Annotated in this window: 24 protein-coding genes, 1 tRNA gene and 1 pseudogene; 9 read left to right on the forward strand and 17 right to left on the reverse strand. The window is 57.3% G+C overall.

Features of this window, described 5'->3' with window-relative positions; translation table 11 throughout:
• Positions 1–206: 206 nt before the first annotated feature.
• Complete coding sequence (locus HNI00_RS16080) at positions 207–1,760, reverse strand: adenylate/guanylate cyclase domain-containing protein (RefSeq protein ID WP_316787571.1); 1,554 nt, start codon at positions 1,758–1,760, stop codon at positions 207–209.
• 247 nt (positions 1,761–2,007) lie between these two features.
• Between HNI00_RS16080 and HNI00_RS16085 the strand changes: the two genes are divergently transcribed.
• Positions 2,008–2,088, forward strand: a tRNA-Leu gene (locus HNI00_RS16085).
• A gap of 89 nt (positions 2,089–2,177) precedes the next feature.
• Here the strand turns inward: HNI00_RS16085 and HNI00_RS16090 are convergent.
• Entirely contained in the window at positions 2,178–2,510 is a 333-nt protein-coding gene (locus tag HNI00_RS16090; RefSeq protein ID WP_316787572.1) for a GNAT family N-acetyltransferase, read from the reverse strand.
• Positions 2,511–2,537: 27 nt separating this feature from the next.
• Here HNI00_RS16090 and HNI00_RS16095 point away from each other — a divergent pair, with 27 nt between their 5' ends.
• The 3 genes from HNI00_RS16095 to HNI00_RS16105 are packed head-to-tail and all read left to right on the forward strand — an operon-like array spanning position 2,538 to position 4,052.
• The gene (locus HNI00_RS16095) at positions 2,538–3,527 is read left to right on the forward strand and encodes a C39 family peptidase (RefSeq protein WP_316787573.1); all 990 of its coding nucleotides are present in this window, start codon (positions 2,538–2,540) and stop codon (positions 3,525–3,527) included.
• The gene (locus HNI00_RS16100; protein WP_316787574.1) at positions 3,524–3,781 is read left to right on the forward strand and encodes a hypothetical protein; all 258 of its coding nucleotides are present in this window, start codon (positions 3,524–3,526) and stop codon (positions 3,779–3,781) included. The genes HNI00_RS16095 and HNI00_RS16100 overlap by 4 nt, the downstream gene beginning before the upstream one ends.
• Positions 3,774–4,052, forward strand: a complete 279-nt coding sequence (locus tag HNI00_RS16105; protein WP_316787575.1) for a phage virion morphogenesis family protein — start codon at positions 3,774–3,776, stop codon at positions 4,050–4,052. The genes HNI00_RS16100 and HNI00_RS16105 overlap by 8 nt, the downstream gene beginning before the upstream one ends.
• A gap of 18 nt (positions 4,053–4,070) precedes the next feature.
• On the opposite strand, the gene HNI00_RS16110 is transcribed toward HNI00_RS16105, so the two are convergent.
• Positions 4,071–4,637, reverse strand: coding sequence for a hypothetical protein (locus HNI00_RS16110; protein WP_316787576.1), 567 nt, complete (start codon positions 4,635–4,637; stop codon positions 4,071–4,073).
• 526 nt (positions 4,638–5,163) lie between these two features.
• Here HNI00_RS16110 and HNI00_RS16115 point away from each other — a divergent pair.
• Complete coding sequence (locus tag HNI00_RS16115; protein WP_316787577.1) at positions 5,164–6,783, forward strand: sensor histidine kinase; 1,620 nt, start codon at positions 5,164–5,166, stop codon at positions 6,781–6,783.
• Positions 6,784–7,195: 412 nt separating this feature from the next.
• Here the strand turns inward: HNI00_RS16115 and HNI00_RS16120 are convergent, their stop codons facing one another.
• The 4 genes from HNI00_RS16120 to HNI00_RS16135 all read right to left on the reverse strand — a co-directional run bounded on the left by HNI00_RS16120 (position 7,196) and on the right by HNI00_RS16135 (position 11,403).
• Entirely contained in the window at positions 7,196–8,173 is a 978-nt protein-coding gene (locus HNI00_RS16120; protein WP_316787578.1) for a DnaJ C-terminal domain-containing protein, read from the reverse strand.
• 193 nt (positions 8,174–8,366) lie between these two features.
• Complete coding sequence (locus tag HNI00_RS16125) at positions 8,367–8,996, reverse strand: AAA family ATPase (RefSeq protein WP_316787579.1); 630 nt, start codon at positions 8,994–8,996, stop codon at positions 8,367–8,369.
• A gap of 47 nt (positions 8,997–9,043) precedes the next feature.
• Complete coding sequence (locus HNI00_RS16130) at positions 9,044–10,333, reverse strand: glucose-1-phosphate adenylyltransferase (protein ID WP_316787580.1); 1,290 nt, start codon at positions 10,331–10,333, stop codon at positions 9,044–9,046.
• A gap of 221 nt (positions 10,334–10,554) precedes the next feature.
• Complete coding sequence (locus HNI00_RS16135) at positions 10,555–11,403, reverse strand: alpha/beta fold hydrolase (protein WP_297079197.1); 849 nt, start codon at positions 11,401–11,403, stop codon at positions 10,555–10,557.
• A gap of 1,000 nt (positions 11,404–12,403) precedes the next feature.
• Between HNI00_RS16135 and HNI00_RS16140 the strand changes: the two genes are divergently transcribed.
• On the forward strand, positions 12,404–13,609 hold the full coding sequence (locus HNI00_RS16140) for a homospermidine biosynthesis protein (protein ID WP_316787581.1): 1,206 nt from the start codon (positions 12,404–12,406) through the stop codon (positions 13,607–13,609).
• A gap of 120 nt (positions 13,610–13,729) precedes the next feature.
• On the opposite strand, the pseudogene HNI00_RS22295 reads toward HNI00_RS16140, so the two are convergent.
• A pseudogene (locus tag HNI00_RS22295) lies at positions 13,730–13,906 on the reverse strand (IS110 family transposase); the annotation flags it as partial.
• A gap of 462 nt (positions 13,907–14,368) precedes the next feature.
• On the opposite strand from HNI00_RS22295, the gene HNI00_RS16145 reads away from it, so the two are divergent.
• Positions 14,369–15,280, forward strand: coding sequence for a phosphate ABC transporter permease (locus HNI00_RS16145; protein ID WP_316787582.1), 912 nt, complete (start codon positions 14,369–14,371; stop codon positions 15,278–15,280).
• A gap of 72 nt (positions 15,281–15,352) precedes the next feature.
• On the opposite strand, the gene HNI00_RS16150 is transcribed toward HNI00_RS16145, so the two are convergent.
• Positions 15,353–15,652 carry a 30S ribosomal protein PSRP-3 gene (locus HNI00_RS16150; protein ID WP_068513776.1) on the reverse strand — a complete coding sequence of 100 codons (300 nt, stop codon included), beginning with the start codon at positions 15,650–15,652 and terminating at the stop codon, positions 15,353–15,355.
• 143 nt (positions 15,653–15,795) lie between these two features.
• Between HNI00_RS16150 and HNI00_RS16155 the strand changes: the two genes are divergently transcribed.
• Positions 15,796–16,614 (forward strand): TIGR01548 family HAD-type hydrolase, encoded by an 819-nt coding sequence (locus tag HNI00_RS16155; RefSeq protein WP_316787584.1) that lies wholly within the window; start codon positions 15,796–15,798, stop codon positions 16,612–16,614.
• On the opposite strand, the gene HNI00_RS16160 is transcribed toward HNI00_RS16155, so the two are convergent.
• The 6 genes from HNI00_RS16160 to HNI00_RS16185 form a co-directional block, all read right to left on the reverse strand.
• Positions 16,596–17,858 (reverse strand): hypothetical protein, encoded by a 1,263-nt coding sequence (locus HNI00_RS16160; RefSeq protein WP_316787585.1) that lies wholly within the window; start codon positions 17,856–17,858, stop codon positions 16,596–16,598. The two genes, HNI00_RS16155 and HNI00_RS16160, sit on opposite strands and share 19 nt — an antisense overlap.
• Before the next feature lie 181 nt (positions 17,859–18,039).
• Positions 18,040–19,164, reverse strand: a complete 1,125-nt coding sequence (locus tag HNI00_RS16165; RefSeq protein WP_316787586.1) for a hypothetical protein — start codon at positions 19,162–19,164, stop codon at positions 18,040–18,042.
• 163 nt (positions 19,165–19,327) lie between these two features.
• Positions 19,328–21,055: a transthyretin-like family protein gene (locus HNI00_RS16170; protein WP_316787587.1), complete on the reverse strand. Its 1,728-nt coding sequence runs from the start codon at positions 21,053–21,055 to the stop codon at positions 19,328–19,330.
• A gap of 6 nt (positions 21,056–21,061) precedes the next feature.
• The gene (locus tag HNI00_RS16175) at positions 21,062–22,435 is read right to left on the reverse strand and encodes a hypothetical protein (protein WP_316787588.1); all 1,374 of its coding nucleotides are present in this window, start codon (positions 22,433–22,435) and stop codon (positions 21,062–21,064) included.
• Positions 22,436–22,501: 66 nt separating this feature from the next.
• The gene (locus tag HNI00_RS16180; protein ID WP_316787589.1) at positions 22,502–23,332 is read right to left on the reverse strand and encodes a hypothetical protein; all 831 of its coding nucleotides are present in this window, start codon (positions 23,330–23,332) and stop codon (positions 22,502–22,504) included.
• 73 nt (positions 23,333–23,405) lie between these two features.
• Positions 23,406–24,281: a hypothetical protein gene (locus HNI00_RS16185; RefSeq protein WP_316787590.1), complete on the reverse strand. Its 876-nt coding sequence runs from the start codon at positions 24,279–24,281 to the stop codon at positions 23,406–23,408.
• Positions 24,282–24,709: 428 nt separating this feature from the next.
• Here HNI00_RS16185 and HNI00_RS16190 point away from each other — a divergent pair, with 428 nt between their 5' ends.
• Entirely contained in the window at positions 24,710–25,129 is a 420-nt protein-coding gene (locus tag HNI00_RS16190) for a response regulator transcription factor (protein WP_316787591.1), read from the forward strand.
• Between the two features lie 21 nt (positions 25,130–25,150).
• Here HNI00_RS16190 and mdh read toward each other — a convergent pair whose 3' ends face one another.
• Positions 25,151–26,116: a malate dehydrogenase gene (gene mdh / locus HNI00_RS16195; RefSeq protein ID WP_297075223.1), complete on the reverse strand. Its 966-nt coding sequence runs from the start codon at positions 26,114–26,116 to the stop codon at positions 25,151–25,153.
• Positions 26,117–26,255: 139 nt separating this feature from the next.
• Positions 26,256–26,471 carry an NAD(P)H-quinone oxidoreductase subunit O gene (gene ndhO / locus HNI00_RS16200; RefSeq protein ID WP_068513798.1) on the reverse strand — a complete coding sequence of 72 codons (216 nt, stop codon included), beginning with the start codon at positions 26,469–26,471 and terminating at the stop codon, positions 26,256–26,258.
• Between the last annotated feature and the right edge of the window lie 286 nt (positions 26,472–26,757).

Here is a 26,757-nt window from a genome sequence, read left to right on the forward strand (position 1 = left end):
GAAAAACGGCTTAATGATAGCAACCCCTGTTTCAGTCAGGACAATTTTTTTTGGCCTGAAGCTGGGATTGGAGCTTAGTGTGTCTCTGTCTCAAATCGGGGCAGGGCTTACGCGCTTGCGATCAGTTTTCTGGTGCGATCAGTTTTCTGGATTTTGGACGATTGCTCACGGGCTGCGCTCGCGAGCAATCGTCCAACTGCGAAGTCCTATGGGGATTCAAGCTCAAAGGTGGGCTGGGGTGTGGTTTTGCCTTTGAGAAACAAATCACCGATGGGCGTGCAGGGATAGTGGGGGGCGATCGCCCGATACACCGATTCCGTCAGCAAAATTTGTCCACTGCTGGCAAGGGTCATCAGGCGGGCGGCCGTGTTCACGGGGTCCCCCAGGATATTAAACTCGCGGCGGGCACGGGGCGAGCCGATTTCGGCAGCAAACACGGGGCCCTGGTCGAGGCCGATGCGACAGGCGATGTCCACAAGCTGACCCGCAGACCGTGGTGGTGCAAGCTGGCGGACGATTTGGCGAACCTCCAGAGCCATGTCTGCCGCCCGCAGCGCATCTTCGGGGTGGCTGCCCAGCGCTCCGAAGTAGACCAGCATGTCGGAACCGAGGGAATGATAGGTCACCTTTTGCAAAATGCCGCCGCGCGATCGCACGCTGGCGTGGATCAGCGCAAACGCTTGCGAATAGCGGCGCACCAGCAGATCCAACTCGTCAGGCGAGGCCAGATCTACGGCTTCCGGCAGCCCCATCAGGTTGACAAAGACCACCGTTGGGGTTGGGAAGGCCGGCGGAATCTGACGCTGAGCAGCGCATTCCACCAGCAGGTTCAGAATCGGCGCGGGCAAGTAGCTGGCCAGCGGCTCTACCAGACCTACCGACTTTTGAATTTCCTCACTTAGGCCGGGGATGCTGCGATCCATCAGCATCGATGAAGCCATGCGACGACGGGGCAGCGTGATGTCATATTCTCCCAGTTCCTCCGGGCTAAGCTGGTCAATCACCAGGCTGTGCTGGGCATCAAGCGGCTGGAGCGGAAATTCATTCCCCAGGCGATCGCCCACTTCCCGACTCACGCACACCCGCCCCACATTGCTAGCCGACTCCGCCCGCTTCGCCTGCTGCACCGTCTTTCCCAGCAGCACCCGCCCCATTCGCTCTGGCGTGCCAATATCCGCCGTCAGAAACCGTCCAGAGTGGATGCCCACCCGCATCTCCAGCGAAAACTGACCCTGGGGCATGTCCAGCGCGGTGAATTGGGTCATTGCCCGCTGCATTCGCAGGCCCGCCCGCACCGCCTGCGCCGCATCGCTGCCGTCTCGCCCTGGCAAAAACTGCACTAGCATGGCATCGCCCGTAAACTCCAGCAGGTCGCCCCCCGACTTGCTGATAATTTCAATCATGCTGGAGAAATATTGGTTAATCAGCGTCAACAGCGCCGCCGCGCCCTCCGGCCCCGCATCCGCATTTGCCTCTAGCAGGGGCGTAAAGCCCGCCAGATCGGTAAACAGCAGCGTCCCCTCCTGCCAGCCATAGCGCAGTTCTCCTGGCAGGGGCGGCGCTTCGGACACCTGGCGGGGCATGTAGTCATGCAACACCTGCTGCATCGTGCGTAGATGCTGAAACACCTGCATCAGCGTGTCGGCAGTGGGATCGACCCACAGCGCGGCATAGAGGCTGGCGGGCAGAAGCGGGCGCATTCGCTGCTCTAGGTCAACCAGCGGCTTTGGGAGTGAGTCGGGCGAAGAAGGAGACAGCATCAGCGACTAACGAAATGGGCCCAACCTAGACGAGGCGCACCCCTTGAGAGGACGCAACCATGAGAGGCGTAAAACTTGAGGGATGCAAAAATTTTCTAACCCTGAGAAAAACATAGGCGAAATTGGCGAGAAATTGGTGGCAAATTTGCAGCGCGTGGCTTGGACGATTGCGCGATTTTGGAGTACAGTTAAAGACTGTGAGTAAGTCAGCAGTGATCCCTCATGCTGATTTGCCCGTTCCCCCCACGCGGATGTGGCGGAATTGGTATACGCGCACGTTTGAGGGGCGTGTGGCTTTGCCTTGCGAGTTCGAGTCTCGCCATCCGCATTGAGTCTAGTGTATTGCTCCATTCATCCTTCTACGCTAGGTCGAGGGCAACCTCAGGCTAGTTTAAAGGGGATGACTGTGAGTAGGTGTCATGGCGAGAAATGTTCGCGGGCGATCGCCCAATACACGACCGCACAGTTGTAGTAAAAAGCGTCTTTTTCATAGGTCATGCCGAGTTTTTGCATGACACGCTGTGAGGCGTGGTTTTCGGGCCGGGCGATCGCCACAATCCGCTCTAGCCCTAAGGTATCAAACCCAAACTGGAGGCTGGCCCGCGCCGCCTCGGTGGCTAACCCACGTCCCCAAAAGGGGCAATCCAGCACATACCCCACTTCGATTTCCGGCGTGCTGTCTAGGTCGCCGGGCTGAAACAGTCGCAGATAGAGGCGCTTGGTTTCCAGGTGAGGTGCGATGTGAAACACGGGTGTTAATCGGGTTGCTGGTTCGGGTTGCTGGTTCGGGTTGTTGGGAACGTCATAGCCCAACAGTGGTATAAATCAGCGTTTGCAGGCAGGCTCCAGCCCTATTTGCAATGGATTCACTCTGGCAGCCGGGAGCCGCGCCCGCTGCATCTGGCGCTCGATCGCCAGGTGTTTCGCGCCAATGAGATGCCGATTCACCCGCCAGAGGGCTACGGCTGTCGGTGCCGCACCATTTCCCTGACGGAGCGGCAGCTCCAGCAGCGCGGGCTGACGGTGAGCGACCTGAAGCGGGGCGACACGGCGCAGGTGGAAATCGACGGGAAGACCTATCGTCCGGTGATTGAACCCAGTGAGGGCTGGAGTGCTGACCCGCCAGGGCAGGGCGGTGCGGCGCGGCGGGAGGAGATTTTGCAGCGGATTATTGATCGCAGCCCGGAGCCAATTGCAACCCAAATCAGGGCAGAGGCGGAGCGGATTAATCAGCGGTTTGCAGAGCGACCAATGGAAGCAGGGACTCTAAGAACGGGCGCAGGTGGAAGCTGGCGAGTCTTTGATGAGCGGGCAGATCGCGCCGTTCCAAAGCAGTTCAACGACAACGCCTGTGCCGCTGCCTGTGGTGAAATGCTCTTAGCCGATCGCGGCATTTCTCAGAACCAGAGGGCGATCGCCGAACTGGCCGGAGGTGTGCCGATTGCCGACGCAGACCTCGGCTTTGTGCTTGACCAGCTTGACCAAAGCAGGCGGTGGAGCGGTGGAGAAGTGCGCCTGCCCGATGGAGCCACCACCCAGCAGCTCATTGAAACGCTCAACAGCACCGGAAGCTGGGCTGCAATTTTGTGGGAGCCTGGTAGCTCGATTGGCCACATGGTGATTGTTGATGGATTCGACCCGGGCGGGAGACTGCTGATTCGAGATCCGTGGGGGCGAAGTGCTAGGGCTAGAGCTGGCAGCCGCTATAAAATGGAAGTATCAGAGTTTGAGCGAGTTTGGATAGAAAGGGCGGTGCTAGGCAGATGATTGAGCTTCTATCTGTAACCCCAAATGAGAGCGGCTTTGAAGCCCTGATTTCAGACGGCGGGACTCAAAATTCCTACCAGTTCTCTGTGGAAGAAATCGACCTGAACGGTCAGCCCCTGCAACTCATCCGCTCTGACAAATCCCTCTTTGAGAAGTACAAGTTTGAACAGGGCCCATACTTTCGCGCTGGGCAAGCTGTGAAGCGAGTCATCGCAGGCGAAGAGGTAACTTTCCCGGTGAAACTGGATGGCTAACCTCGAAGTCAACCTCGATCGCCTCACCAGCGACACCATCCTCAGAGCAGCGGCCCTGCGGCTCGATCGCGCTGCCAAGACCACCATCTATCGCGCATGGGCAAACTACCTCGAAGGCGAAATCGTCAGCGCCTTTGCCGCCGAACGCGCCCCCAACGGGCAAGCCTGGGACGCGCTGAAGCCTGCTACAGTGCGCCGCAAGCGCAACCGCAAGACCAGCCCTCGCAGCAAAAACAAAATCCTGCAAGACACGGGCACGCTTATTGCCTAGTTCGGGTTGATAGGAACGTTACAGCGCAGCGGTGGTGTGGATTAGCGTTTGCAGGCAGGTGGCGGCAGTGGTGCGAACTGGCGTTGCCGAGGCAGGCTGCCACCAGCCCATCGCGGTGTGGGGCGATCGCCACAGATCCAGATGCGCCACGGCGGGTTCTGCATAAAAGCGGCTTCCCCTAGCGCCCACCGCTGGCCCATCTAGTAAGGCCGAACTCCAGTCGGTAAAGCGATCGTGGCTGAGTCGATGGATGGGGAAAGGGCCGCTCAGGGGCACACCCCAGCCGTCTAGCGCAATCAGCCCCAGCACGGTTCCGCCGAGCGCTTGCCAGAGGGGGGCGATCGCCGCCAACCCCACCACACCTGCACTAAAGCCGAGAAACAAGACTGGCGGGGCGGCCAAGGGTGCGCCCAGCCGATGCTGCAACACCCTCAGCCCGTACAGCGGCGAATAAACGGGCTGGCGATCGCCCGGTATGACGCAAATTTGCACCATGTCCGCCCGATCCAGTGCCACTGCCGCCAGAAAAGATTCTGTAAACCGGGGCGAATGCACCCCCGGACACACCACCAGTACCGTCGCCAAGTCTCTGCCCTCTATCTTTTCAGGACTTACGCACTTGCAATAACTTGTAATCAGTCTTCTGGATTTTGGAGGATTTCTTGTGGACTGCGCCCGCGAGAAATCTTGCAACTGCATCAGTCCTCCGTTCGTGTCCCAGCTTGAGGGCGATCGCCCCTGATGCCCATCATAGGGCGGGCATTGCGACCCCAGAGTTCGGTTCTAGAGCTAGGCTCTCTGGAGGTTTATCGATATCGTCTTATATAGGAGCATGAGGTGATTAGTGATAAGGCGCGATCGCTGTGCATTGGCCTAGATTATGCCAGGTAAATGCGCCAGGATTGTGCCAGGTAAGTGTGCCAGATAGGTGTGCCAGATAGGTGTGCCAGATAGGTGTACCAGAGAGATGTACCAGAGAGATGTGCCAAGGCTGAATGCCTGTGGGTATACTGCCTCTGTAGAACCTCTCTAGGGGCAATGGCAGCCGCGTTTTACCTCACTGTTCTGCACTCATCGATGTTGGAACCGTTTGTTTCCAGGACGCGCAGCCGTGCATAAGTGGTATCTACCCACCCTCAGTGAAGTCGTTGCCCAGGCAGAAAGCCCGGTGCGGCAGCCTGGCCCTGTGGCCCGGCAGCAGCTTAAGGCTGAGCGCGAATGGTGGGGGGCGATCGCCGCGCTGAACCATCTGCTTTTGGAAACGCTCCCCTCTGACTCCAAGCCTTGCTCCTCCAGAGCAAAAGCCCAGGCTTTGGTGCTATCGGGGCCGCTACCCGTGCTAGAAGCGCCCGATGTGGTCGCACGGGTTGCCACCTGGAATTTCACGGTAAATGCGCTAGAAACCGCGTCGTGGCTTCCGTTCCGGCTGTTGCCCTCGGCCCAGCACAACGCCCCGCACGGCTCTACGGCGGCCACGGTGCCCCTCATGCCCAATGATCCGCTGGCGGCGGAGCAGTTTTGCCTGGTGCTAACGCCGACCTTTGGGCTGGTGATGGTGTTGGGGGAAGATCTGGAAGGCACGCCTGCGTTTATGCTGTCCTTTGACCCGGTGGTGGTGTGGGCGGCGTGGCAGGCGCTGCGGGCGCGGCTGCTGTTTGCAGGGGCGGGGATCTTGGGACAGATCGAGCCACTGGTTATCCAGTTCATGCCGCTCGATCCCAATCGTCCTGACGATCGCCCCACCGCATTGCCCGACTATCGACTGGTTTCCCGGTTCAATCGGCTGATGCTCGACTTTTTGCCAGAGCCGCTGGAGTGGGAAGCCCATCCCAACTCGCTGCCGACTGTGGGCGATCGCCCCAGTGTCCCAGAAGAAGCGGCCGAGGCCGTTGAGGTGTCGCCCTTGCACTGGCTCCACGATGGCGAGGCGATCGCCCTGGGCTTGCAGCAGTCAAGCTCGACCAATGGCAACAACGCTAGCCGCAAGGGCCAGGCAGAGGCAGATGATCTGCTGAGCGCCAAGAGCGAACACCTGGATATGGAACTCTTGCAGGCGATCGCCCACGAAGTCCGCACCCCGCTAACCACCATCCGCACCCTGACGCGGCTCCTGCTAAAGCGCAAAGACCTCAGCCCCGACGTGCTAAAGCGCCTGCAAGTCATCGACCAGGAATGCACCGAACAAATCGATCGGTTTAACCTGATTTTCCGAGCCGCAGAACTGGAGACGGCTCCGGTCAAACATCCGCTGATGCCGCTGGCCCCGGTGTCTCTGGCGCAGGTGTTCGAGCAAAACGTGTCTCGTTGGAAGCAACTGGCCAGCCAGCGCAGTTTAGAACTCAAGGTCGAACTGCCGCAAAAGCTGCCGAACGTCGTCACCGACCCCAACCTGTTTGATCAGGTGTTGACGGGGCTGATCGACCGACTCACGCAGACCCTTGCGCCAGGGAGCGAAATTCGCCTCCAGGTGGAGCTAGCCGGACACCAGCTCAAGCTCCAATTTGAGGCAGAACAACCAGCCGCCGACCCAGCCGGAGCGAATTTAGGCTTTGTGCCACCGCTAAAATCTCTGGGGCAACTGCTGATGTTCCAGCCCGAAACGGGCAGCCTCAGCCTTAGCCTAGCGGTAACCAAAAATCTGTTCCAGGCGCTAGGCGGTAAGCTAATCGTGAAACAACGACCCCAGCGAGGTGAAGTGCTGACGGTGTTTCTGCCGCTGGAGTCGAGGTAGCCAAAAGCCCGGAATAGCTACAAGCTCAATAAATCCGTGGCTTCATAATCCAAAATCGGCAATCTAAAATCGGCAATCTAAAATCCCCAATCCCTATAGCCCCCGCACCCCATCGCGCCCCATAAGAGATCAGCAACAAAAAGAGGGACGTGCGGTAGGCACATCCCCTCAGGGAGTCAAGATATATCTCCAGAGTATGTAACTCGATCTAGGGGTGTCCTCTGTCTCAGGAGGTAAATGTGGGGCGCAGCTTTTCAGGAGCCAGCTTTCTGAATCAGCTTTAGGACTTACGCAGTTGGACGATTTCTCGCGGGCTGCCTCCGCGAGAGATCGTCCAACACCCAGCAAACTTGTCGCAAGTGCGTAAGTCTTACAACTTTCTGAATCGAAAATAAGGGCTAGAGAATAAGGGCTAGAGCCGGATATGCTTTAGTCCACTACGGGGGTCAAACGTCCGGCTATCGCGGATTTTTTCGTAGTATTCGCGCTCAGCAGGGCTGAGATCCTTAGGAGGCACGATGACAATTTTCACCAACTGATCGCCGCGCCCGCCTTTGGGATTCACCCAGCCCTTACCTCGCAGGCGCAGCGTTTGACCGGAGCGGATTCCGGCGGGTACGTTCATGGTCACGAGGCCGTCTGGCGTGGGCACGTCGATGGCGGTTCCCAGCACGGCTTCATCAGGGGCGATCGCCACTTCGCACACCAGATTGTCTTCTTCAAATCGGAAAAACGGGTGGGGCTGGATGTCGATTTTGAGATACAAATCTCCTCGCCGACGGGTATAGGGATTCATCTGCCCTTTGCCCCGCACGCGAATCTTGCTGCCCGGTTTGGCCCCCGCCGGAATCCGCACCTCGATTTCTTCGCTTCCCAAAATCAGTCGTTTTTGCACACCCTTAAACGCTTCCGAAAGGGTCATGCTGAGGTTGGCTTCCAGATCGCCGCCCGCGCTGGTTGGAGGTTCGCCAAAACCGCCAAACCCCCCAAAGCCCCCCGGTGGAGTGCCCGGACGATAGCCATAGCTGCGATCGCCACCTGGAACACCGCCCGCAAACCGGCCCAGCAGCTCATTGATAAAATCATCGAAGCTGCCGTATTGGCTAAAGTCAAATCCACCAAAGTCACTCGGAGCGCCGCCGCCAAAGCCTTCTGCCTGCTTCCAATATTGCCCAAACTGGTCATATTTGCGGCGCTTGTCTGGGTCAGACAGCACTTCGTAGGCTTCGTTAATTTCCTTAAAGCGAGCTTCTGCGGCCGGGTTGCCAGGATTCATATCGGGGTGATATTGCCGCGCCAGTTTACGGTAGGCCCGCTTGAGTTCGTCGGCGCTGGCGCTTTTGCTGATTCCAAGGATGGCGTAGTAGTCTTTGAAGTCCTGAGCAGCCATCGGGTCATCACCTACTCTGAATTGACTGAATTGCTTGAATTGACTGAATTGACTGAATTGCTTGAATTGCTTGAATGGCTTGAATCGCTTGAATGGCTCAGATTTCTCGAATCGATCAAGCTACTTGAGCCAATGGGTTAGGCATACCAACTGGGGATGGCGACAACGCCCCTATTCCAACCCTATCAAAGCTTCAAGAGAATTGGGGGTGTGGTTTCCCAAACCGAGCCGAATCCCAGGTTGTGGGGTCTGGACAAAAGGCTGGCGGCAGGTGAATCAGGGTATCGAAGCCGTCGCTGAGGCTGGGTGGGGCTGCGGAGAGGCGACAATGCATCTGCTCGATGATGGGTTCAGGAACCTGGCGATCGCGCTTTCGGTTTCGCTCCAAACACAGAGCCAGCGGCACATCTAGCCACAGCCCCGTGATGTGTGAAAAGCCACAGCGCCGCCCCAGTTGCACGACCTCCTGCCGCTGCCGCCGCGCTGCATTGGTCGCGTCGTAGAGCGTATGAGAGATTTCGTGAGACGGGGTGCGCGTAAGCGGCTTTGCAGCGTCAGACCGTCGCTTCAGCACGATTTGATCTGGACGAACGCCCGTCGCCGCTCGAAAAGCCTGCTCGACTTCCTGCCAGATCAGCGGCCAGGGGCCCTGCGTCGCCTCGTCGCCAAACAGTTGCCCCCGGATCGCGTCTGTAGACACTAGCCGACAGCCATAGTTGTTGACTAAAACCTGCGCCAGCGTGGACTTTCCGCTTCCTGGCAGACCAATCAGAACAATCAGATGGAAAACCGTTGGCGTTGGGGCAGCAGTGCGTTGATCCACAGCAGCAGAGTCTTGCCCTCCAGAACCAAACCCTAAGGTCTGAATCCTCAGATCACGGTTCCATCCGGAATCGTTGCCCCCTTGAGAACCACCACGATTCCGTTGCGGATATAGAAGCCGTATTCTTCGCGGGCAGCTTCTTCGACGTGATCCTTGTTCAAAATTTTGACATCGCAGCCGATGCAGGCGTTCTTGTCAATAATTGCCCCGCGAATCGTGGTGTTCGCGCCGATGCCGAGGGGCACTTTGCCATCATCGCAACTGTTCGAGCGCTCGGCCAGGGGCTGATAAAAGTCTGACCCCATGATCAGCGTGTCTTGCACCACGCAGCCCGACTCGATGCGCGTGCGGATGCCCAGAACAGAGTGATGCACCTGACAGTTTTTTAGAATGCAGCCCTCGCCGATCATCGACTCGGTAATGGTGCAGTCGAGCAGCTTGCTGGGCGGGAGCGATCGCCCGCGGGTATAGATGGGAGCCTTTTCGTCGTAGAAGCTAAAGGGCGGATGGGGCTGTTGCGTCAGCGCCAGGTTGGCATCATAGAACGAGCGAATTGTCCCAATGTCTTCCCAGTAGCCGTTATACAAATAGGCTTGCAGGTTGTAGTCCTTGGCAGAGGAGGGAATGATTTCCTTGCCAAAGTCGGTCTGTTCGGGCGATCGCCGCAGCAGGTCAAACATCACCTGCTTTTCAAACACATAGATGCCCATCGACGCAATGTAAGGCTTGAGCTTTGCCTCTTCGGGGGTCAGCCCCAACACGGTGGTATCCACCTGCATCTGCTTCAGTGCGTCGCCCTTGGGCTTCTCATAAAAGTCAATGATGCGTCCATCCTCATTGATCTTCATCAGACCGAAATCTGAGGCCCGCTCATTATCCATCGGCAGCACTGAAATCGTGATGTCGGCCTTGGTCTCGCGGTGGCGCTCCACAAAATCGCTATAGTCCATGCGATAGAGGTGGTCGCCAGACAGGATTAGATACTGATCTACGTCGTAGTCCTGGAACATCCAGAGATATTGCCGCACCGCGTCAGCCGTGCCCTGAAACCAGTTGGGATTTTCAGGAGTTTGCTGTGCCGCTAGCACCTCCACAAATCCTTCGTGGAACCCCGAAAAGCTGTAGGTACGGGAGATATGGCGATTGAGCGACGCTGAGTTGAACTGCGTCAGGACGAAGATCTTGTAAATGTCGGAATTGATGCAGTTGCTAACCGGAATATCAATCAAGCGATACTTGCCCGCCAGCGGCACGGCTGGCTTGGCCCTTAGCTTTGTGAGTGGATACAGGCGGGTGCCCGCACCGCCGCCCAGAATAATCGCTAATACCCTTTTCACAATGACCTCTTAACCGCCGTTTAACGCCTGTTTGATCCCCACGTTTAGTGTGATGCGACATGTGATCCTTTGCAAGGGGATCGGGGTAAAGAATCGAGACTTTTTTATCCTCCAAAAGGCGGATGTTTCTGGAAAAATAGTGCTGAAGAAATAATTGATCTCCGATCTGCTGCGAGAGCCGCCGTGAGGTCTGCCCAGAGATCCGCCGTGAGGGACCTGGGTCAAATGACGGTTCTCAGCAAGAAGGGCAGGATCGCTTCATTCACCTTGTCGAACCAGTCGATTTGCGGATAGTGCCCCACGTCCGGCAGTTGGATCAGTTCTGCTTCGGGAGTGGCTTGCACAAATGCCTCGGCCAGGCTGAGGGGCAGCCAGCGATCGCGCATTCCCCAGCCTACCAAAACGGGCTTCGTCCAGGCTTGAAACCCCTGCTCAATCTCGGCAGTAGCCTGCGGCAGGCGCAGGTTTTGCACGGCGGCAAACAGGGCCCGACCCGCATCCGAGCTTTTCAAAAAGGGGCGGCGATATACATCCAGATCTTCGTCTTTCACCACATAGCCCCCACCGCCTTCGAGCGTCCGATCCACCAGCAGCGGGTCTTGGGTGAACATTTCGCCCGCCAGCGGCAGCCCCAACTGCTGCATCTTCCAAGGGAGTTTGGCGCGGCTCGTCACCGGGGCATTCAGAATCACCAGCCGCTCGATCTGGTCGGGATGGCGCAGAGCATATTGCAGCCCCACGGAGCCGATGAATCCCTGCACGATCAGCGAGCAGCGATCGATCCCCAAGGTGGTCAGAAACGTTTCCAGCGCAGTGGCGTAGGCATCGGGCGTGTAGGCAAAGGTGCGGCGGTCGGGTTTTGCCGAGGAACCAAAACCAATCCAGTCGGGGGCGATCGCCCCAAACCCCCGCTCCTCCAGCGCCAACATCACGCCGCGCCAGCTATAGCCCGTAGCAGGCAGCCCGTGCAGCAGCACGACAGGCACTCGGTTGCTCGCTGCATCTCCTTCTACCGCTCGATAAAACCATTCGAGCTGCCCACAGGTCAGCGTTTTCTCCTGCACCGCCATGACGTTCTCCTTCGTTCCAGAACAGCAGGTGGGATGAGCTTACCGCTGCGGGGGATCAGAGGACAAGCGAGAGCCACAGGAGAAACAGGACAAACGCATCCTATGGTGACCGAAGCCCTGCTTTACCCGCCGGGAGCAGCGCTTGCTAGACTGCCTATTCTATATCGCTCATGTTGCTGAGATAGACTTTGCGCTTGGGATTGGCGATTTCCGGCAGGCGACTGCCTCAGGGCAAGATAGAACAACAGAATCACTTCTGCCTCTCTCCTCTCCTCGTGTCCTGAGTAGGCGTTTGCCCTGCTCTATCACCCATTAGCATCTGGTCGTTTGCGAGAAGGATGTTAAACTGTAGACTGACGTAGCGCTAAAGGGTTGCAAGCCGTTGAAACTCCTTTCTGCTGGAAGTCGCCTCTGGCTTCTCTTCTGGTACTTGGGAATGAATCTACAGCGAATTCGGCTTTCCGATCCTGCATTGTCCTGGGCAGATCGCTGCGAAGGGCCCAGTATGCGCTGATCGACCTGCAACTTTAGGTTTGTTTTTATCCATCTGCCTGGAGCCTCCCAAATTGGGGTCGGCTTCTTACAGAAGGTTGAGCAAACTGGGTCGATCTGCACTCCATATCAAAGTTTTTGAACGGTTAATCGCTGGATTTCGCCAAACGGGCGATCGCGCTGCTTCTTCCACGAGGCGCTCGATCACTTGTGGCAATGCGACAGGTTCTCCGGCGATCTGCTCAGGCAACAGGGCCATCCTGTTCTGCAAGGCTTCTGCCAGCGCTCCTGCCGCGGTTGCAATCTGTTCGAGATTTCCTGTTCTGAGGAACCCTGAGGGGATCCTCGCTGTCCTGCCGCGCCGATGGGGTCTTTGAGCCAAAGTATCGCACCTGCCTAGCGTAACCGCGCCTCGTTCAACCCTCTTTTCTGAGCCGACTGGTTTTCACAGGTTTTCTGCTCTAGTTCTACATTCACAATTCACGCCGGACCTTATTGGGAAAAAGCCATGACCAAACTGCTTAGTCGTCAAATTTCGCCTGCGCCGCTGTCTGCCAATATCGGCATCACTGACCTAATCGATACCTACTTCACGGCTTACAACTCAGCCCGTCTGCGCGAAGCCTGTCATCTGCTCAGCCGTGACATCATGCAACCGGGCGTGACGGTTGCCCTCAGCCTATCCGGTGCGCTCACGCCTGCGGGGTTGGGGGTGTCCGTCCTGTCGCCGCTGATGCGCTACGGGTTTGTGGATTGGATCATCAGCACGGGCGCAAATCTGTATCACGACTTGCACTACGGGCTGGGGATGGAGCTTTATGCCAGCAACCCCTTTGTAGACGACGTGAAGCTGCGCCAGGAAGGGCGAATTCGCATCTACGACATTGTGTTTGGCTATGACGTGCTGCTGGAAACGGATGCGTTTATTCGGGAACTGCTGCGCTCTGAGCCATTCCAAAAGCGCATGGGCACGGCAGAATTTCACCACCTGTTGGGCAAATACATCAACGCGATGGAAAAACAGCTTGGTGTGAAAAATCCCTGCCTGCTGTCTACGGCCTATGAGTGTGGCGTGCCGATCTACACCTCTTCTCCGGGCGATAGCTCCATCGGCATGAACGTCGCAGCCCTAGCGCTGGAAGGCTCGAAGCTGGTGATCGACCCATCGCAGGATGTGAACGAAACAGCGGCGATCGCCTATGCAGCCCGCAACTCTGGCATTCCTGATGTAGAAGGCAAGAGTGCTGCACTCATCCTCGGCGGCGGCAGCCCCAAAAACTTCCTGCTGCAAACCCAGCCCCAACTGCATGAGGTGCTGGGGCTAGAGGAGCGCGGGCATGACTACTTTGTGCAAATTACCGACGCTCGTCCCGACACGGGTGGACTTTCCGGCGCAACCCCCAGCGAAGCCGTGAGCTGGGGCAAGGTTGACCCAGAAGAATTGCCCAGCACCATCGTTTGCTATACCGACAGCACCATTGCCCTGCCGCTGATGGGAGCCTACGTGATCAACCAGTGCGAACCGCGTCCGCTGAAGCGCCTCTATGATCGCCGCGAGGAAATGCTGGCGACGCTGCAACGGGACTATCTGGCAGCCCGTGCAGAACGCACCGAGGAAAAGGTAGCCGCTGCCATTCCCAACGCCAAGCCAGTGCCCAAACCCGAACGGGAGCCTGTGGCCACCTATCCCTGCGGCACGCCCATCCGTCGCTAGGCGGGTTCAGGGCTGGCTGAAAGGGTATAGAAAAGGTTGGCTTTTCGGGCGTTTCGACCTCGAAAAGTCAACCTTCTACGCATCAACCTTCTACGCAAAATCTAGATACTGTTTCGGTAGTCAAGGTGCAGGACAAAGTTTGGTCGGTTCAAAGGACTGCCTGGAATGCAAAACACCGTAGATGACCCGGATTAATTTGTGCATGACGGCACCGACAACTTGCATTTTAGTTTCGCCTGCTGCGAGCAAGCGATCACGAAAGGCTCTAATTTGCAGGCAACGGCGAATCAACAAGATCTACTTCCGCCGCAGAGTAATAGCTGAATCTTTAAAAGAAAAATGCCTGACCTTATAAGCCCCCAAGGTCAGGCAGTTCACCTGTAAGGACGCCTTCTGAGCAGGAACTCTAACGATTCAATTGCCCCCTAATCGCTAGTGTTCCGAATGCGTTCTCCAGAGTTATCCATATTCTGCAATTTCTTGAATTCAATTTCCCTGAGATTTTTACTGAACTCTGTGGGGCAGTTTTGCGAAAAGGTGCTATTGGATACGGGAATTTCCATTGACAATTCTGTGATTTGTCGGGTAATCAATCAGCCGTTTTCCGATGATGGGGGTTAGAAATGAGCCTGACGCACTTAGGAGTCTAAAAATTTGAATCAATCTGCTCCTGCTTGGCTGACCATTCCAGACGGACAAATGCTAGGCTCGAAAAAATGCTGCTTGTCAGGGCTTTGAGGTGCTGCGTTAAAGAGGACGTTGCGCCAGGGAACTGCTGAGGGCGATCGCCACGATTCAACCATGCTCACCCCCATCACCGAAGACGTTTTTAAGCAACTGATTCCCGCTGTCGCCACAGCGCAGCAGTATCGCTACTACTGGGGCAAGTTTCAGGATGTGCTGAGTCGCGTGCTGATTTCGGTCGTGGGGGCGCTGCTGGGGTTGGTGCTGCGGGCAATTTTGCCGCCCAACTTTTGGTTTGAAATTCTGGAATTCAGCGTGGCGATTATTGCTGGTCTGTACTGGTTGTGGGGGCCCGCTTACCAGGCCGGCCGCCGCAATGCGGAATATCGCCGCTTTCCCTATGCTGGCTTTTGGCAGGGCGAGGTGTCCGATGTCTACATTACTGAAGATCTCGTCGGCACCGAGGAACGGGTCAACAAGCAGGGCGAACTGGTGATCGTCGAAAATCGGCAGCGACGGCTGAACCTGGAATTAGCCGATGAAGCGGGCTACTTGGGCAAGGTGAGGGTTCCACTGGTGCGCGACCATCGGGTGATTCGTCCGGGCGATCGCGCTCAACTGGTTGCCATCTCCAATCGCCCCGACCTCGATCCAATTTTGGAGCTATCCGATGTGTACATGGCGGATTATGGGCTGTGGGTCAGCGACTATCCCTACCTGAATCGAGAGGTGTTTTCAGGCATCAGCCAGCAGCTCAGCCGTCGCGCTAGCGAACCCAGCCCAAAGCGCCGCCGCGACCGTGCCAGTGATCGTGCCAGTGACCCTGCCAGCGATCGCACCCGTGACCCTGCCTACGACCCCGGCTTTTATGAAGCGCCGCCGCGCCGGGCTGAACGCTCTGGTCGCCCCCGTCAGGCTGACAGTTTTCGCCAAGAGCCGCCCCGCAGTCGCCCGCCCAAGCGTCGCACGCCCCGCCGCGAATTCTGATAAAAATTTAGACCTCTAACTCCTAAAGAAGCCAGAGGTCAAACAATAAGTTGATTAAATTACAGTGGATGCTCAGGCGCTGCCCGTAAAGGCAACTTCTGGAAACTTGCTTTGCGCTTCGGCCATGGACTTTTTCTTGCCCTCTTCTTGCCAGTAGTTGATGACTTCTGTGGCTTTGTTGAGCAGTTCTACCCGGTCAGCTTCGGCGATCCAGTGCTTCGCCTCTAGCTCGGTCTTGAGCTGTTCCCACGCATCATTGCGGGGCCAGAAGAAATAGGATGTCAGCGGGCTGGTTCCCTTTCCGACGACCTGGTCTACTGCCAGAGCCACGTTGTTATCTAGCCAGAGAACCTTGAGAATGAACTTCGACAATCGCACCTCCAGGACAGTCCGGGCTGCCTTCAAAAACTCTACAATCCTCTATAGTAAATTACGAACTGGCGCAATCGCCAATATTTCTGGTTAGATTTGTCCTGAGCTAATTTTTTTCTAGAATTTTTTCCCAAACGATTCCTATGCAGCAGGCGATCGCCATTCTGGTGTTTGATATCGACGGCGTAATCCGCGACGTGGGCAATTCCTACCGCCGCGCCCTAGCAGACACCGTAGAAGCCTTTACCAACGGTCATTTCCGTCCCTCCCAAGCAGAGATCGACCAGCTCAAAGCCGAAGGACTTTGGAACAACGACTGGGAAGCGTCTCAAGAGCTAATCTACCGTCATTACGAACGGCGGGGAACCGGGCGATTGCAGCTTGATTTGTCCTACGAAAAAGTGGTGGATTTCTTTCAGCGGCGCTATCGCGGAGCCATTCTAGACGATCCCGATCGGTGGGATGGCTACATCACCCAAGAGCCACTGCTGGTCGATGCGGCCCACTTGCTTGAACTGCAAACCAGCGCGATTCCTTGGGGATTTTTTAGCGGGGCGACGCGGGGATCGGCGACCTACGTTTTGCAGCGCCGATTGGGACTGCACGATCCGATTTTAATTGCGATGGAAGATGCCCCCGGCAAGCCCGACCCGACGGGGTTGCTGCAAACGGTGGCGCAAATCGAGGCTCGGTTTGGGTTGTCTAACCTGCTGCCAGTGGTGTACGTGGGCGATACGGTGGCGGATATGCAGACGGTGACGGCGGCGAAGGCTGTGGCGGGCGATCGCCCCTGGGTGGGTGTGGGCGTGCTGCCGCCCCATGCCCAGTCCCCCGCCGACTACGCCGCCGCCTATACCGACAAGCTCCACACCGCAGGCGCAGTCCGCGTGGTGAATACCGTCCGAGAACTGACACCGCCCTCCGTTGCCGAACTGCTAGACTCTCACGGGCACCTGGGATAGAGCGACTTGGTGGGCGTGCGGCGGGGACTCAGCACCAGCACCGAATTCATAAACTGTTTCAACTCGGCCTGGTGGGCTGGCGAACTCACGGCCGCTTGCAGGTGCCGCAGCACCAGTTGAATAAAGCGGCGACTGGCGGCGATCGCCGCGCGGGTCGGCGTACTGCTCAGGTTAATATAATCACGCGGATCACCAAAGAAAATACGCCCGTTGGGTTGACGCATCGGCATGACGCGATGTTCGTGCGGATAAGATAGCCCGCCCATGCCAAAGTAGCGGATAAACCGGATGGCTCCCGCTCCCCCATTTTCGCGCTCCGTGTGGGCAGATGAGTAAGAATCCTGAATCAGGTGCAGCGCCTCGCCTAGCCACTCAAAGGCGGCTTCGCGGGTGGGAGCCGCCATAATTCGCTGGTAGATGGCCACAAGCTGCTGTCGCGCTTCGGCGAGGGCTTCCTCTAGCGACTGGCACTTGTGGCGGCGCAGCATGTGGCGGCGCTGTTGCGAGGGCTTAAAGTGGTTTGTGATTTTTTCAATATCCACCCGGCGCACACCCCGATTCATGGCATTTAGTTCAGCAGGGGTGATGGGTAGTCCTTTGGCAGCCTCCCGATTCAGCGTTTCATGCCCTGGCGGGATGTGGCGTTTAATATCTTCCACGACGAACGGATCGGCTTCACGTTCGGCCGCCATTTCTTGCAGCGTTTCCAGATATTGCTGCTGCACCCGCGCATCGAATGAGCGTGGCGTATTAGATTCAGTTATCTGTTCCAGCCTGGATTCAAATTCCCATTCAAATTCCCATTCAAATTCGGATTCTAGTTCCCATTCTGCTTCGCGCTGTTTGGGTGGAGCAGTACGGGCAACAGGCGGCAAATCTGCCCCCTGCTCCAGCGCCGTCACCAGCACAATCCGGTTGCCGTTTTCGCCGCCGGGCCGATAGACAATCGGTACGCCCCGCACCACGGCCAGACGGGTGTTGTAGCCGGGGCGGGTTTGGCGATAGTGCTTGGCTGCGCGAAACTCGCGGACGAAAGTGCGCGGATCGAACCGCACGCCTTTGGAGGCAAGCCGTTGCAAAAAGCGCTGGGTAAAATGAACGGTGGGTAAAAAGCCCTGCCGCTTGAGATAGGCGGCAAACCGTTGAGCGATGCTGCGTCCGGCTTGCCCCCGGCGGCCAAATTCATCTTCAAACTCCGGAGCGGCCGAGCCGTTCTGGAGTGCCTTAGTTGAAAACGAGTTCATAGTGATCGAGGGGGAATGGTGTGGATTTTGGATTTTGGGCTGGCGATTTTGGCTAGACATTCTGGATTGGCGATTTTGGATTGCGATCGCTCAGTCCGGTTCAATCCACAATCCAAAATCTAAAATCCAAAATCTAAAATCCAACCCAATTGAAGCGGCACATGACTGGGGCGATCGCCCTCTAACCTTGCCCTGCCCTGAGTGGCGCGACGTTGCCGTTGCGACCAGCGTTGATGGGGACGACGCGCTGGGTGTGGCCGCGAAAGGCAATCCCCAGCACCTCGGCACTGGTCAGCCATTCTTCGGACACATCAGCGATTTCCCGCAGCAGGGCTTCAAACTCGGCCCGCGAGCTGTTGAGGATATACTTTTGCGCCAGCCAGCGAATGACCGATCGCCCGGAAGTTGCCATGCGGTGGCGCTGCGAAGCGTTGACGTGCTTGTTGAAGTAGCGCAGCATCACTTCTTCCACCACATCCCAGGCGTTTTCTGCACCGAACAGCTTGCGAACGTCTTCGGCCCCCAGAATGCGGAAGGCTTCGTCGAGCAGTTGCAGCGTCTCAATGCGAAAGACGTTGACATGGCCGTAGGAATTCCACTTCAGGTTATTCCGCAAGTCCAGTCCGGCACGACGCACGGTGGCGATGCTGCCAAAACTGGGATCATAAGCGCGTTCGCGAATCACGTCGGAAATACGCTTGTCGCGCCAGAAGGCGGCCACGCTGTTGATGAACTGCGTGAACATGCCGTGGAATTGGGCGTTGGGTTTGGCGCTGGGCATGGGCGGCGTGGTGGTGTAGCCAAACACGCGGCGATAGGTTTGCATTCGGTTGCGCTCGGCGTAGCGGAGGATGCTGCGACGGTCAAACCGATACAGCCCGTAGGCTCCTTCGCCCGTCGAAAGGCGGACGGCCCCTGCGTCGAATAGCTCTTGCAGCTTGCGGATGGCGCGAAACACGCCGACGGTTTCCATCTGATACAGGTAATATAAATCGGCAACGGATAAGATGCGATCGCTCGCCACTTGCTCATCGTAGTCTTCCACGCCCTGAGGCAGGCGGGTTTCGTCGATGCCTTTAGCCGCATCCTTCCCAATGCCGATCAGGTCAGCCAGACCGCCGTCGGCAGGCACGGGGGCCGCAGCATTGGCGGCGATCGCCTGGGCTAACATATCTTCGATGCGCTGGGTCAGCGCGTCCGCAAGCTGGGGATTTTGGATCAACTGCGGCCCAAGCTGATCGACCAGCGTTTCCTTTAGCGCGGCAATGCGGTCGAGTAAACTTTGGTTTTCTCCGGTGGTGGTCATGGGAATTTCTCCTCGAACAAGGGCTTAGTCAGGGATGAGTGGAGTGGATTAAGGATGGCGTGTTGCCAGCCTAGATTTCGCAGGTTTTGGCTGTGGCTTATCGACTTGGCTGGCGATTCATGCTTGCCAAGCGATTCACCATTGCGTCTGCTGTCATCGGAGATCAATCGAGATCGTCGGGCGTGTCGCCAGAAGGCAGGGTTACTTGCTCCGCCAGTTGGCGCACCTGATAAAGCTGATAGGCCAGATCGCGCAGCGCCCGAATTACCCCTTCGCGGCGGAAGGCGGCGTTGGGAATGGGCGTATAGGTAGTGGCCTGGGTCAGCACCATGAGGCGATCGCTCGTCTCGGAAATTACCCGAATGCCCAGCTTGCCGCCCGATTTCGCCAGCAGCGGTCCCTCTTCAGAGGCAAATCGCCAGACCCAATTCAGCAGCCCCTCTATGCTCATCGAGTCGCGCAGTTGTGCGGTGTTCTCGAATGAATATCCAGTGCCGTCCGGCAGCGGAAATGCAGGGCGGGAAGATTCATCCAGCGGAAATGCAGGGCGGGAAGATTCATCGTCGGGAAGCTCCATGTCCTCTTCATCAGCCTTAGCACGAGTAAAGTCGATGTAGACTGACAGGCGCTCCTCTGGCCCCAGGAAGAATAGCTCCATGATTCGGTAGACCTCCTGCACCGACTCGGCCACCACCGCCAGCGCCTGCGACAGCCGCACCAACTGTGTACCAATGTAGGCTCCAGCGCTGGAATCCTGGGTGCGCTTGTAGTCTACCCAGCTCCGCCGCAGCGATTGCAAATAGTCCTTCAGCGTCAGGAAGTTGCTGTAGTTTTGCTCCTCCTCGACGGTGTTGATTTGTCCGCGCACTAACCCGAAATATTCCGCCAGTTTCTTGAGCTGGCCACCGGGGCGCTGATTTCCGCTGTCCGCGTCTTCACCCAGCAGCAGTTGAAACAGGTTATCCACCCGCAAGATTCGCGGGCCGCCCCGTGCGCCCAGTTCCACCAGGAGTTCCTGCATTTCCGTGCGGATGATGGCGCGGGTGGCTTCCATGTTTTCGCGGTCGGCAGAGGGCTTCAGCGGCGTGAGGGCATTTAGCAATCGAATGCCGTCCTGAATCGCCGTTTTTGCCCGGTGATAGAGGCTGGCCTGCGCCCCGGTGATGCCGCCCCCCAGGTCGGAGGCGCGGACGCTGACGGATTGCGGATTCCAGTCATACACGGTGCGTCCGTCTACCTGACGAGCGGTGAAGGTCTGCGTCAGCGTGTCTACTAGAGTTTTGGGGTTGTCCGTGCGCTGGATGTGGCCCAAAATGCCGCCCAGGGCGCTTTCCACGATGCCTTGCAGGTCGCCGCCTGAGCTGGCCGGAGCCGAAACGGATGCCATTCTGCCCGTCCGGTGGATCTGATCCAGGCTGGGCAGCACGTCCACCACCTGCAACTGGCCGGGTTTGTCTTTGGAGGGCTGGGCGGGCGGACGTTTGGATTGCTCAGGATTCGGCACCTCTAATGCCACTAATTCTATGCTGTAGGACGTTGCCTGACCCTCTTGCTTGACCTGATGCGGGCCTTGTCTGGGGTCTGGTGGGGTGACAGGGGTTCTCAGTGGCTCCAAGGAGAAATCGGGACGAATCTCTGTTTCTCCCAAAAATTCGCTATCCCGAAAGAGCTTGAAATACACATCGGGTGTGGGTTCCGTTTCTCCGGGATCTTGGCGAAAGTCTTCCTTGGTAAAGGAGATTTCAAAGTAGCCCTGGGTATCCGTCCGGGAAACGCCGATCAGGTCATCATATTGTCGGTCTTTGTCGTGGAGTTCTACGCGGATGCCAGCTTCAGATTGGCTTTGGTTTTTGACCACACGCCCGCGAAGCGTGTACCTGTCTCGTTTCATGCTGCGCTATCTCCTTGCTAAAGCTTTATAGAAGTTTTCAGTAATAACGCCCGGTGCGGCGAGCCGCCGATCCAGCGCGTGGCGGCTGGCACAGATTAGGAAGCGTTCGGGGACGATGCCCGGATCGTTGCCCTTGGCCAGCCGCTGTCCGGCTTCTTCGATAATTTGCTGGTGGTGGGGTTTGAAGCCGGTGACTTCCGCCAGCGATCGCCCGCCCAGTTCGCTATAGGGCGTGTAGCAGATGGTATCGACCACGAGCTTGTGGGCCCGGTCGAAGGTTTGCAGCACGGCCGGCGGAATCGTGCCCGCGTGGGGATTGGGATACAGGCGCTTCCAGATGCGGTTGTAGTCGTCTGCCATTTGCGGAAACCCCATCCGCCGCAGCAGTTCCGTACTGATGAACACGCGCAGGTAGGGCGTGGGGTGAGGCGCGCCGGGGTGAAAGAAGAGGGTGCTTTGGGGCGATCGCGAGGCAATGTCCATCAGCGAGGCGACAATGTAGGGGCCACCCAGCAGCAGCCCCGACATATCGGCAAAGGTTTCGCTGTGCCATTTTGTCCACACGGCTGCGACATCCGGGGATAACCCCGCCTTCAGCAACCGATGGGCGATCGCCTTGGGCAGGGTTTGCCGTAGACCCAAGTCGGTTTGCAGGTTGTGGGCGACTTCGTGCAAAATCGCCCCCAGCGTCCAGGGATTCACCAAACGATGGTAGGGCAGTTGGATCAGCGGAAACGGATTCAACTGCTGGCTTAGCTTGGTGAGGGGAATGCCGCGCCGGAAAGTGGCAGGCGAAAACCCGGTTTTGACGTAGGAGAACGGCGGCGGTGCGGGAATCGACTTCGCCTTGCCCAAGCCCATATACACATCCTGGTAGCAGTCGAGAGCGATGCGATCGCACCCCAACAGCCACGGCGCAAACTGGCTCTGCCGCTGCCCAAACAGCTCAAAGTAAAAGTCCCAGATTTGCTCGATTTTGCGGACCAGGTCGTGGGCCTGGTCTTTGCGAGCGATCATCTGCTGCAACTGCGCCGTTGCGGGCTGGGCGATCGCCGCCTGAGCGCTGCCAGAGACCGTTTTGGACACGCCCTGGAGGTGCGATCGCAGGCGGGCAATAAGCTGATTTACTGCGTCGATATGGGCATCGCTGGGACTGGCCGCATCGGTGCCAAACTCGCCCTGGCGAAACGGACGCAGCGCCTCCACATGGCGCACCACGTTCACCGCCTGCGCCCGCAGCCAGGGGTCGAGGTTGGGCGGCTCCACAGCACGAGCGGTTGAATACTCAGGCGTAGTCTCCTGATATAGCTCGGCAAGGGCCTGCCGTGTTGCCCGATACGGGTCTATCCCATTCTTCAATCCGTTCGTAAACCCATTCATACCAAAGCTCCCGATTGCATTCCCATCAACTTTTCGCTGATATCCCTGACGCTGCAATGCCTTTGCCTATATACGGGCCCGCTTGCGTGCGCCACAGGTGCATTGGCGGCTGTGAATTTGGCGCGATCGCTTCATCACGGCAGAGGCCCGGCGCGGATTCCCCAACACCTGCGCCACATTGCCAGCGACGGTTCGTGCTGCCACACGAGCGTTTACGGGCTGCCCTTTGGCCACACGCTGCGCCAGGGTTGCCAGACTGCTGCGGGCGATCGTCGGGAAAGTGCGAACCAGCGGGCGGGTTTGAGGGTTCTGGAGCAGCGCCCGACCAGCTTGGGCCAGGGGACGGATGACCTGGGGAACCACGCGAGAGATGACGGGTGCGGCTGCGCTGATGCCCCGCGCCACCATCGGAATCAATGCGCCAATGAAGGCTTCGGCTTCGGCTTCGCTCTGGCTATTTGCCGCCATGTGGGCCAGGTGTTCAGCCATCACCTCATACTCGCTAGCTGGCGCGGTTTCAAATTCGGGCAGCGCTTCCGGATGCTGCTCAAACTCATACTCAAACTCCCCATCACCCCCAAAGGCGCTGCCCAATCCTCGCAGCAGGTTGCCGATAAACGGATCGCCTTCATATTCGCCTTCCAGTTCAAACTCGTTCAGGGGTGTTTCAAACTCCATCTCAAATTCGCGCTGGCCCCGGCGACGGCGACGACGGAACAGCCCACCGATCGCCTGAATCGCCATTGGTGCAGCCGCCTTGAGAATGGGAGCCAGCAGGGGCAGAAACTCTTCGCTTTCGTATTCGTACTCATAGGCGCGATCGCTTTCACCCAGCACGGCCGATTCAAATTCCGATTCCAGTTCCCGATCCAGGGTTTCAAATTCGTACTGATACATGAGTCTTGGTCTCCTTTTTCAGTGATGTTTAGTTGAGGTATTGGGTTGAAAACAAAGCGAGACTCCAGCAGGACTAGCCCCGCACCTTCTTGCGGACAACTGGAGCAGGCTGGGTCACTTTCTGCGCGACTTTGGCAGAATTGGCCACAATTCGAGCAGCGGTCATGGGATTTTTGAGCGCTTTGCGGGTCTGGGCGGCCATCACCTGGGCCACGACCGGGCGGGTAATCTGCTGACCCTGCGCGGCTTTCTGGGTCAGCACTTGCCCCGTCCGCATCGCCACCGTCGGCAAAATTCGCACCAGCGGGCGGGTCGTCGGGTTTTGGCGTAGCCCCCGTGTCAGTTGGGCGCTGGCTTTGACAATCGTCGGAATCTGCTTTTGCACCGCAGCCGCTTTGGTCGGCAGTACGCGAGTGACGGCCGCCCCTGCGAACGCCTCAGCCTCGGCTTCGTTTTGGGCCTTGGCCGCAGCCCCCGCTAGGGCTTCAGCAACGGCTTCTGTTTGCGGTGTGGCAGCGGATTCAAATTCTCCTGCCCATCCCCCTTCAAATTCCATTTGTCCAGCCGTTTCATACTCAAATTCGTACTCGCTTTCGCGCATCATCTGCCCCAGCGCCGCGCCGAGCTGTGGCCCGCCGATGGCATTGCCGATCAGACGAGTGGCATGAGGAATCACTTTTGGCAGAATCGGTTTGAGCCGTCCAGCGAGACGACGCACCGTACTCAAAAAGGCTTCGCTTTCATACTCACTTTCGTACTCGCCTTCGTATTCACCTTCGTATTCACCTTCGCCCAGTCCGAGGGCGTTCATTGCGCCGCCGATGAGTCCACCCAAAAATTCTTCGCCTTCGTATTCATGCTGAACTTCGTATTCATTTTGCAGCTCATATTCAAATTCGCTTTCAAACTCATTCGTGAGTTCCTGTTGCAGAGTTTCACCGTCCAACATTGCATCACTCCAATCGAAATGCAGTTCATCTCTAGCTATAGCTTGAGGAAGATTGCTTGAGCAGTCACACGTTTTGATGACATCCATGCAGGGTCATGGAAATAGATGTCATCGATTTGAATGACATTTTGAATGCAGTTAAGCGTTACGCAATTCTGAACAAAACTTTAGATTAGAAGTATGGCGGCAGAGAGAGTCCCTGGGCTTTGTACTTTCGGCTCTGTCAGGTCGTCTCTGTCAGTACCCCATAGGGGAATGGCGATCGCCCTCTAGGGCCGCTTAAATAAAAGCTGTTCGACCAAAGATTTCATTCACGCCGAGCAACTTTAATCGTTCAATCTCGGTTAATCTATCTCAAAGTATGGAGGCTAAGTTTCAGGAAAGCAGCATCAGTTCTGAAATTTTTTCCAGGCTTTTAAATGAACATAATGACTACCCAGAACAGCAATAAACCCGTTTCAGGCTCCCTCGACCTGAATCGACTTGAGCGGGACGTATTGATTCGCCTACTCAGCCAAGCCGCCGTATTTTGGAAGCCCATCAAGGTCTTTCAGGATGCAAAAGAAACAATTAATGAAGTCATTTTTGAGCTAAAAGTTGACGAAGCTGAGTTCTATCTGGTTCGTCGCAAACCGACAGATGCCAAGGCGGTTTGCCTTAGCCCGCGAGAACTGGCGATCGCCCGCCTAATTGCCCAAGGCTTACCCAACAAAACCATCAGCAGCACGCTCGAAATTAGCCCCTGCACGGTTTCTACTTATTTACGCCGCATTTTTGGCAAGCTGGGCGTTTCGTCTCGCGCCGCGATGGTCGCCCGCCTGATGCAGGACAATGTGTTGCAAAGCTAGCCTGTTGCAACATTAGCACGGCTAAAGCAGGGCCATTGCCCGGTCGATGCCTTGGCGCACTACCGCTGCTGAACTGTGCAGTTCTTTCAGTTCCGAGTCGCTTAGCTGTAGCTCCAGCACGCTCTCTGCGCCGCCGCAGCCGAGCCGCGTGGGCACACCGATAAAGATATCGCTGAGCCGATATTCGCCCCGCAGATAGGAGGCGATCGGCAGCAGACGCGACTTGTTCAGCAAAATCGTTTCCACCATGACGCAGGTAGAAGACGCAGGCGCATAATACGCGCCACCCGTTTGCATTAGCTCCACGATTTCTGCGCCGCCGTTGCGCGTGCGGTGAACCAGACGGGCGATGGTGTCTGCGTCCAGCAGTTCTGTGATGGGAATGCCGTTCACCGTGGAATAGCGCGGCAGCGGCACCATCAGGTCGCCGTGACTGCCCATCACCATTGCGCTCACGTCGGCAGTGGACACGCCCAGTTCCAGCGCAATAAAAGTCTGAAACCGCGCCGAATCCAAAATCCCCGCCATGCCCATGACCCGCTCTGGCGGCAGGCCGGTTGCTTTCCACGCCAGATAGGTCATCACATCCAGCGGATTTGTAACGACGATGAAAATGGCGTTGGGGGACTGGGCGATCGCCTTTTGGGCCGCCTCCATCACGATCGCGGCATTGGTCTTCAGCAGGTCGTCGCGACTCATGCCAGGGCGACGGGGCAGCCCAGCGGTAATCACCACCACATCGGAACCCGCCGTCATCGCGTAATCCGTCGTGCCCACAATCTGGCGATCGTGTCCCTCGATGCCGCGAGCCTCCAACAAATCCAGCGCCACACCCTGGGGTCGCCCATCCACAATATCCAGCAGCACCACGTTAGCCAGGTTTCGCTCTGCAATTCGCTGGGCTAGCGTACTGCCAACGTTGCCAGAGCCGATGATGGCAACACGGGTGGGGGTGCAGGCGTTGGGCGCGTGGGACGTTGTAGACATTGCTGTAGGACTCGCTGAGAAAGCGGCACGGGCGAGACTGGTGAAGTGCGTTCGGCCTTGCCGTCTCGTAGAGAATCGCCCGGTTCCGCTGGGGTTCTATTGCGTAGGGTACGCGATCCCCTCCGCGAATCCTGCGAATCTACTCAAATTTTTCCAATTGATCGGCCCGCAGCCACATATTCGGTGTCGGCACATGGCCAAACTGCACCAGCAGGTAGTCGCCTCGTGCGTCCAGCACTTCGCCTTTGGTCTCAAAAATGTAGGACGGAAAGCGCGTGTCGCTCGCCGCTGCTTCCAGACTGTTTTCCAGCTTTTCGCGCACCACGCGCACCACATCGCCCTTTTTGACTGCCATCGTTTCTCGTCCTGTGTGTAATCTCGTAACTATCTAACCATCCTGTGAACAATTGGAACTTACAAGACCTTGCGGGTTGTATCATTCCCTTCACATTGTTCCTTCACATTGTTCCTTCACATTGTATAGCAGTGTATAGCAGTGGAGCATAGCGGTGGAGTGTGGCAGCAGGGTGTAACCGCAAGATAGCAGTTCAGCCATCTGGAGCGAGGTTCGCCCTAAACTTTTCAGCCAGGACGGATGCCTCCTTCTGATGCCTCCCTCTGATGCCTCCTTCTGATGCCTC

Source organism: Thermoleptolyngbya oregonensis NK1-22, assembly GCF_032705245.1.
GTDB classification, from domain to species: Bacteria; Cyanobacteriota; Cyanobacteriia; order Elainellales; family Elainellaceae; genus Thermoleptolyngbya; species Thermoleptolyngbya sichuanensis.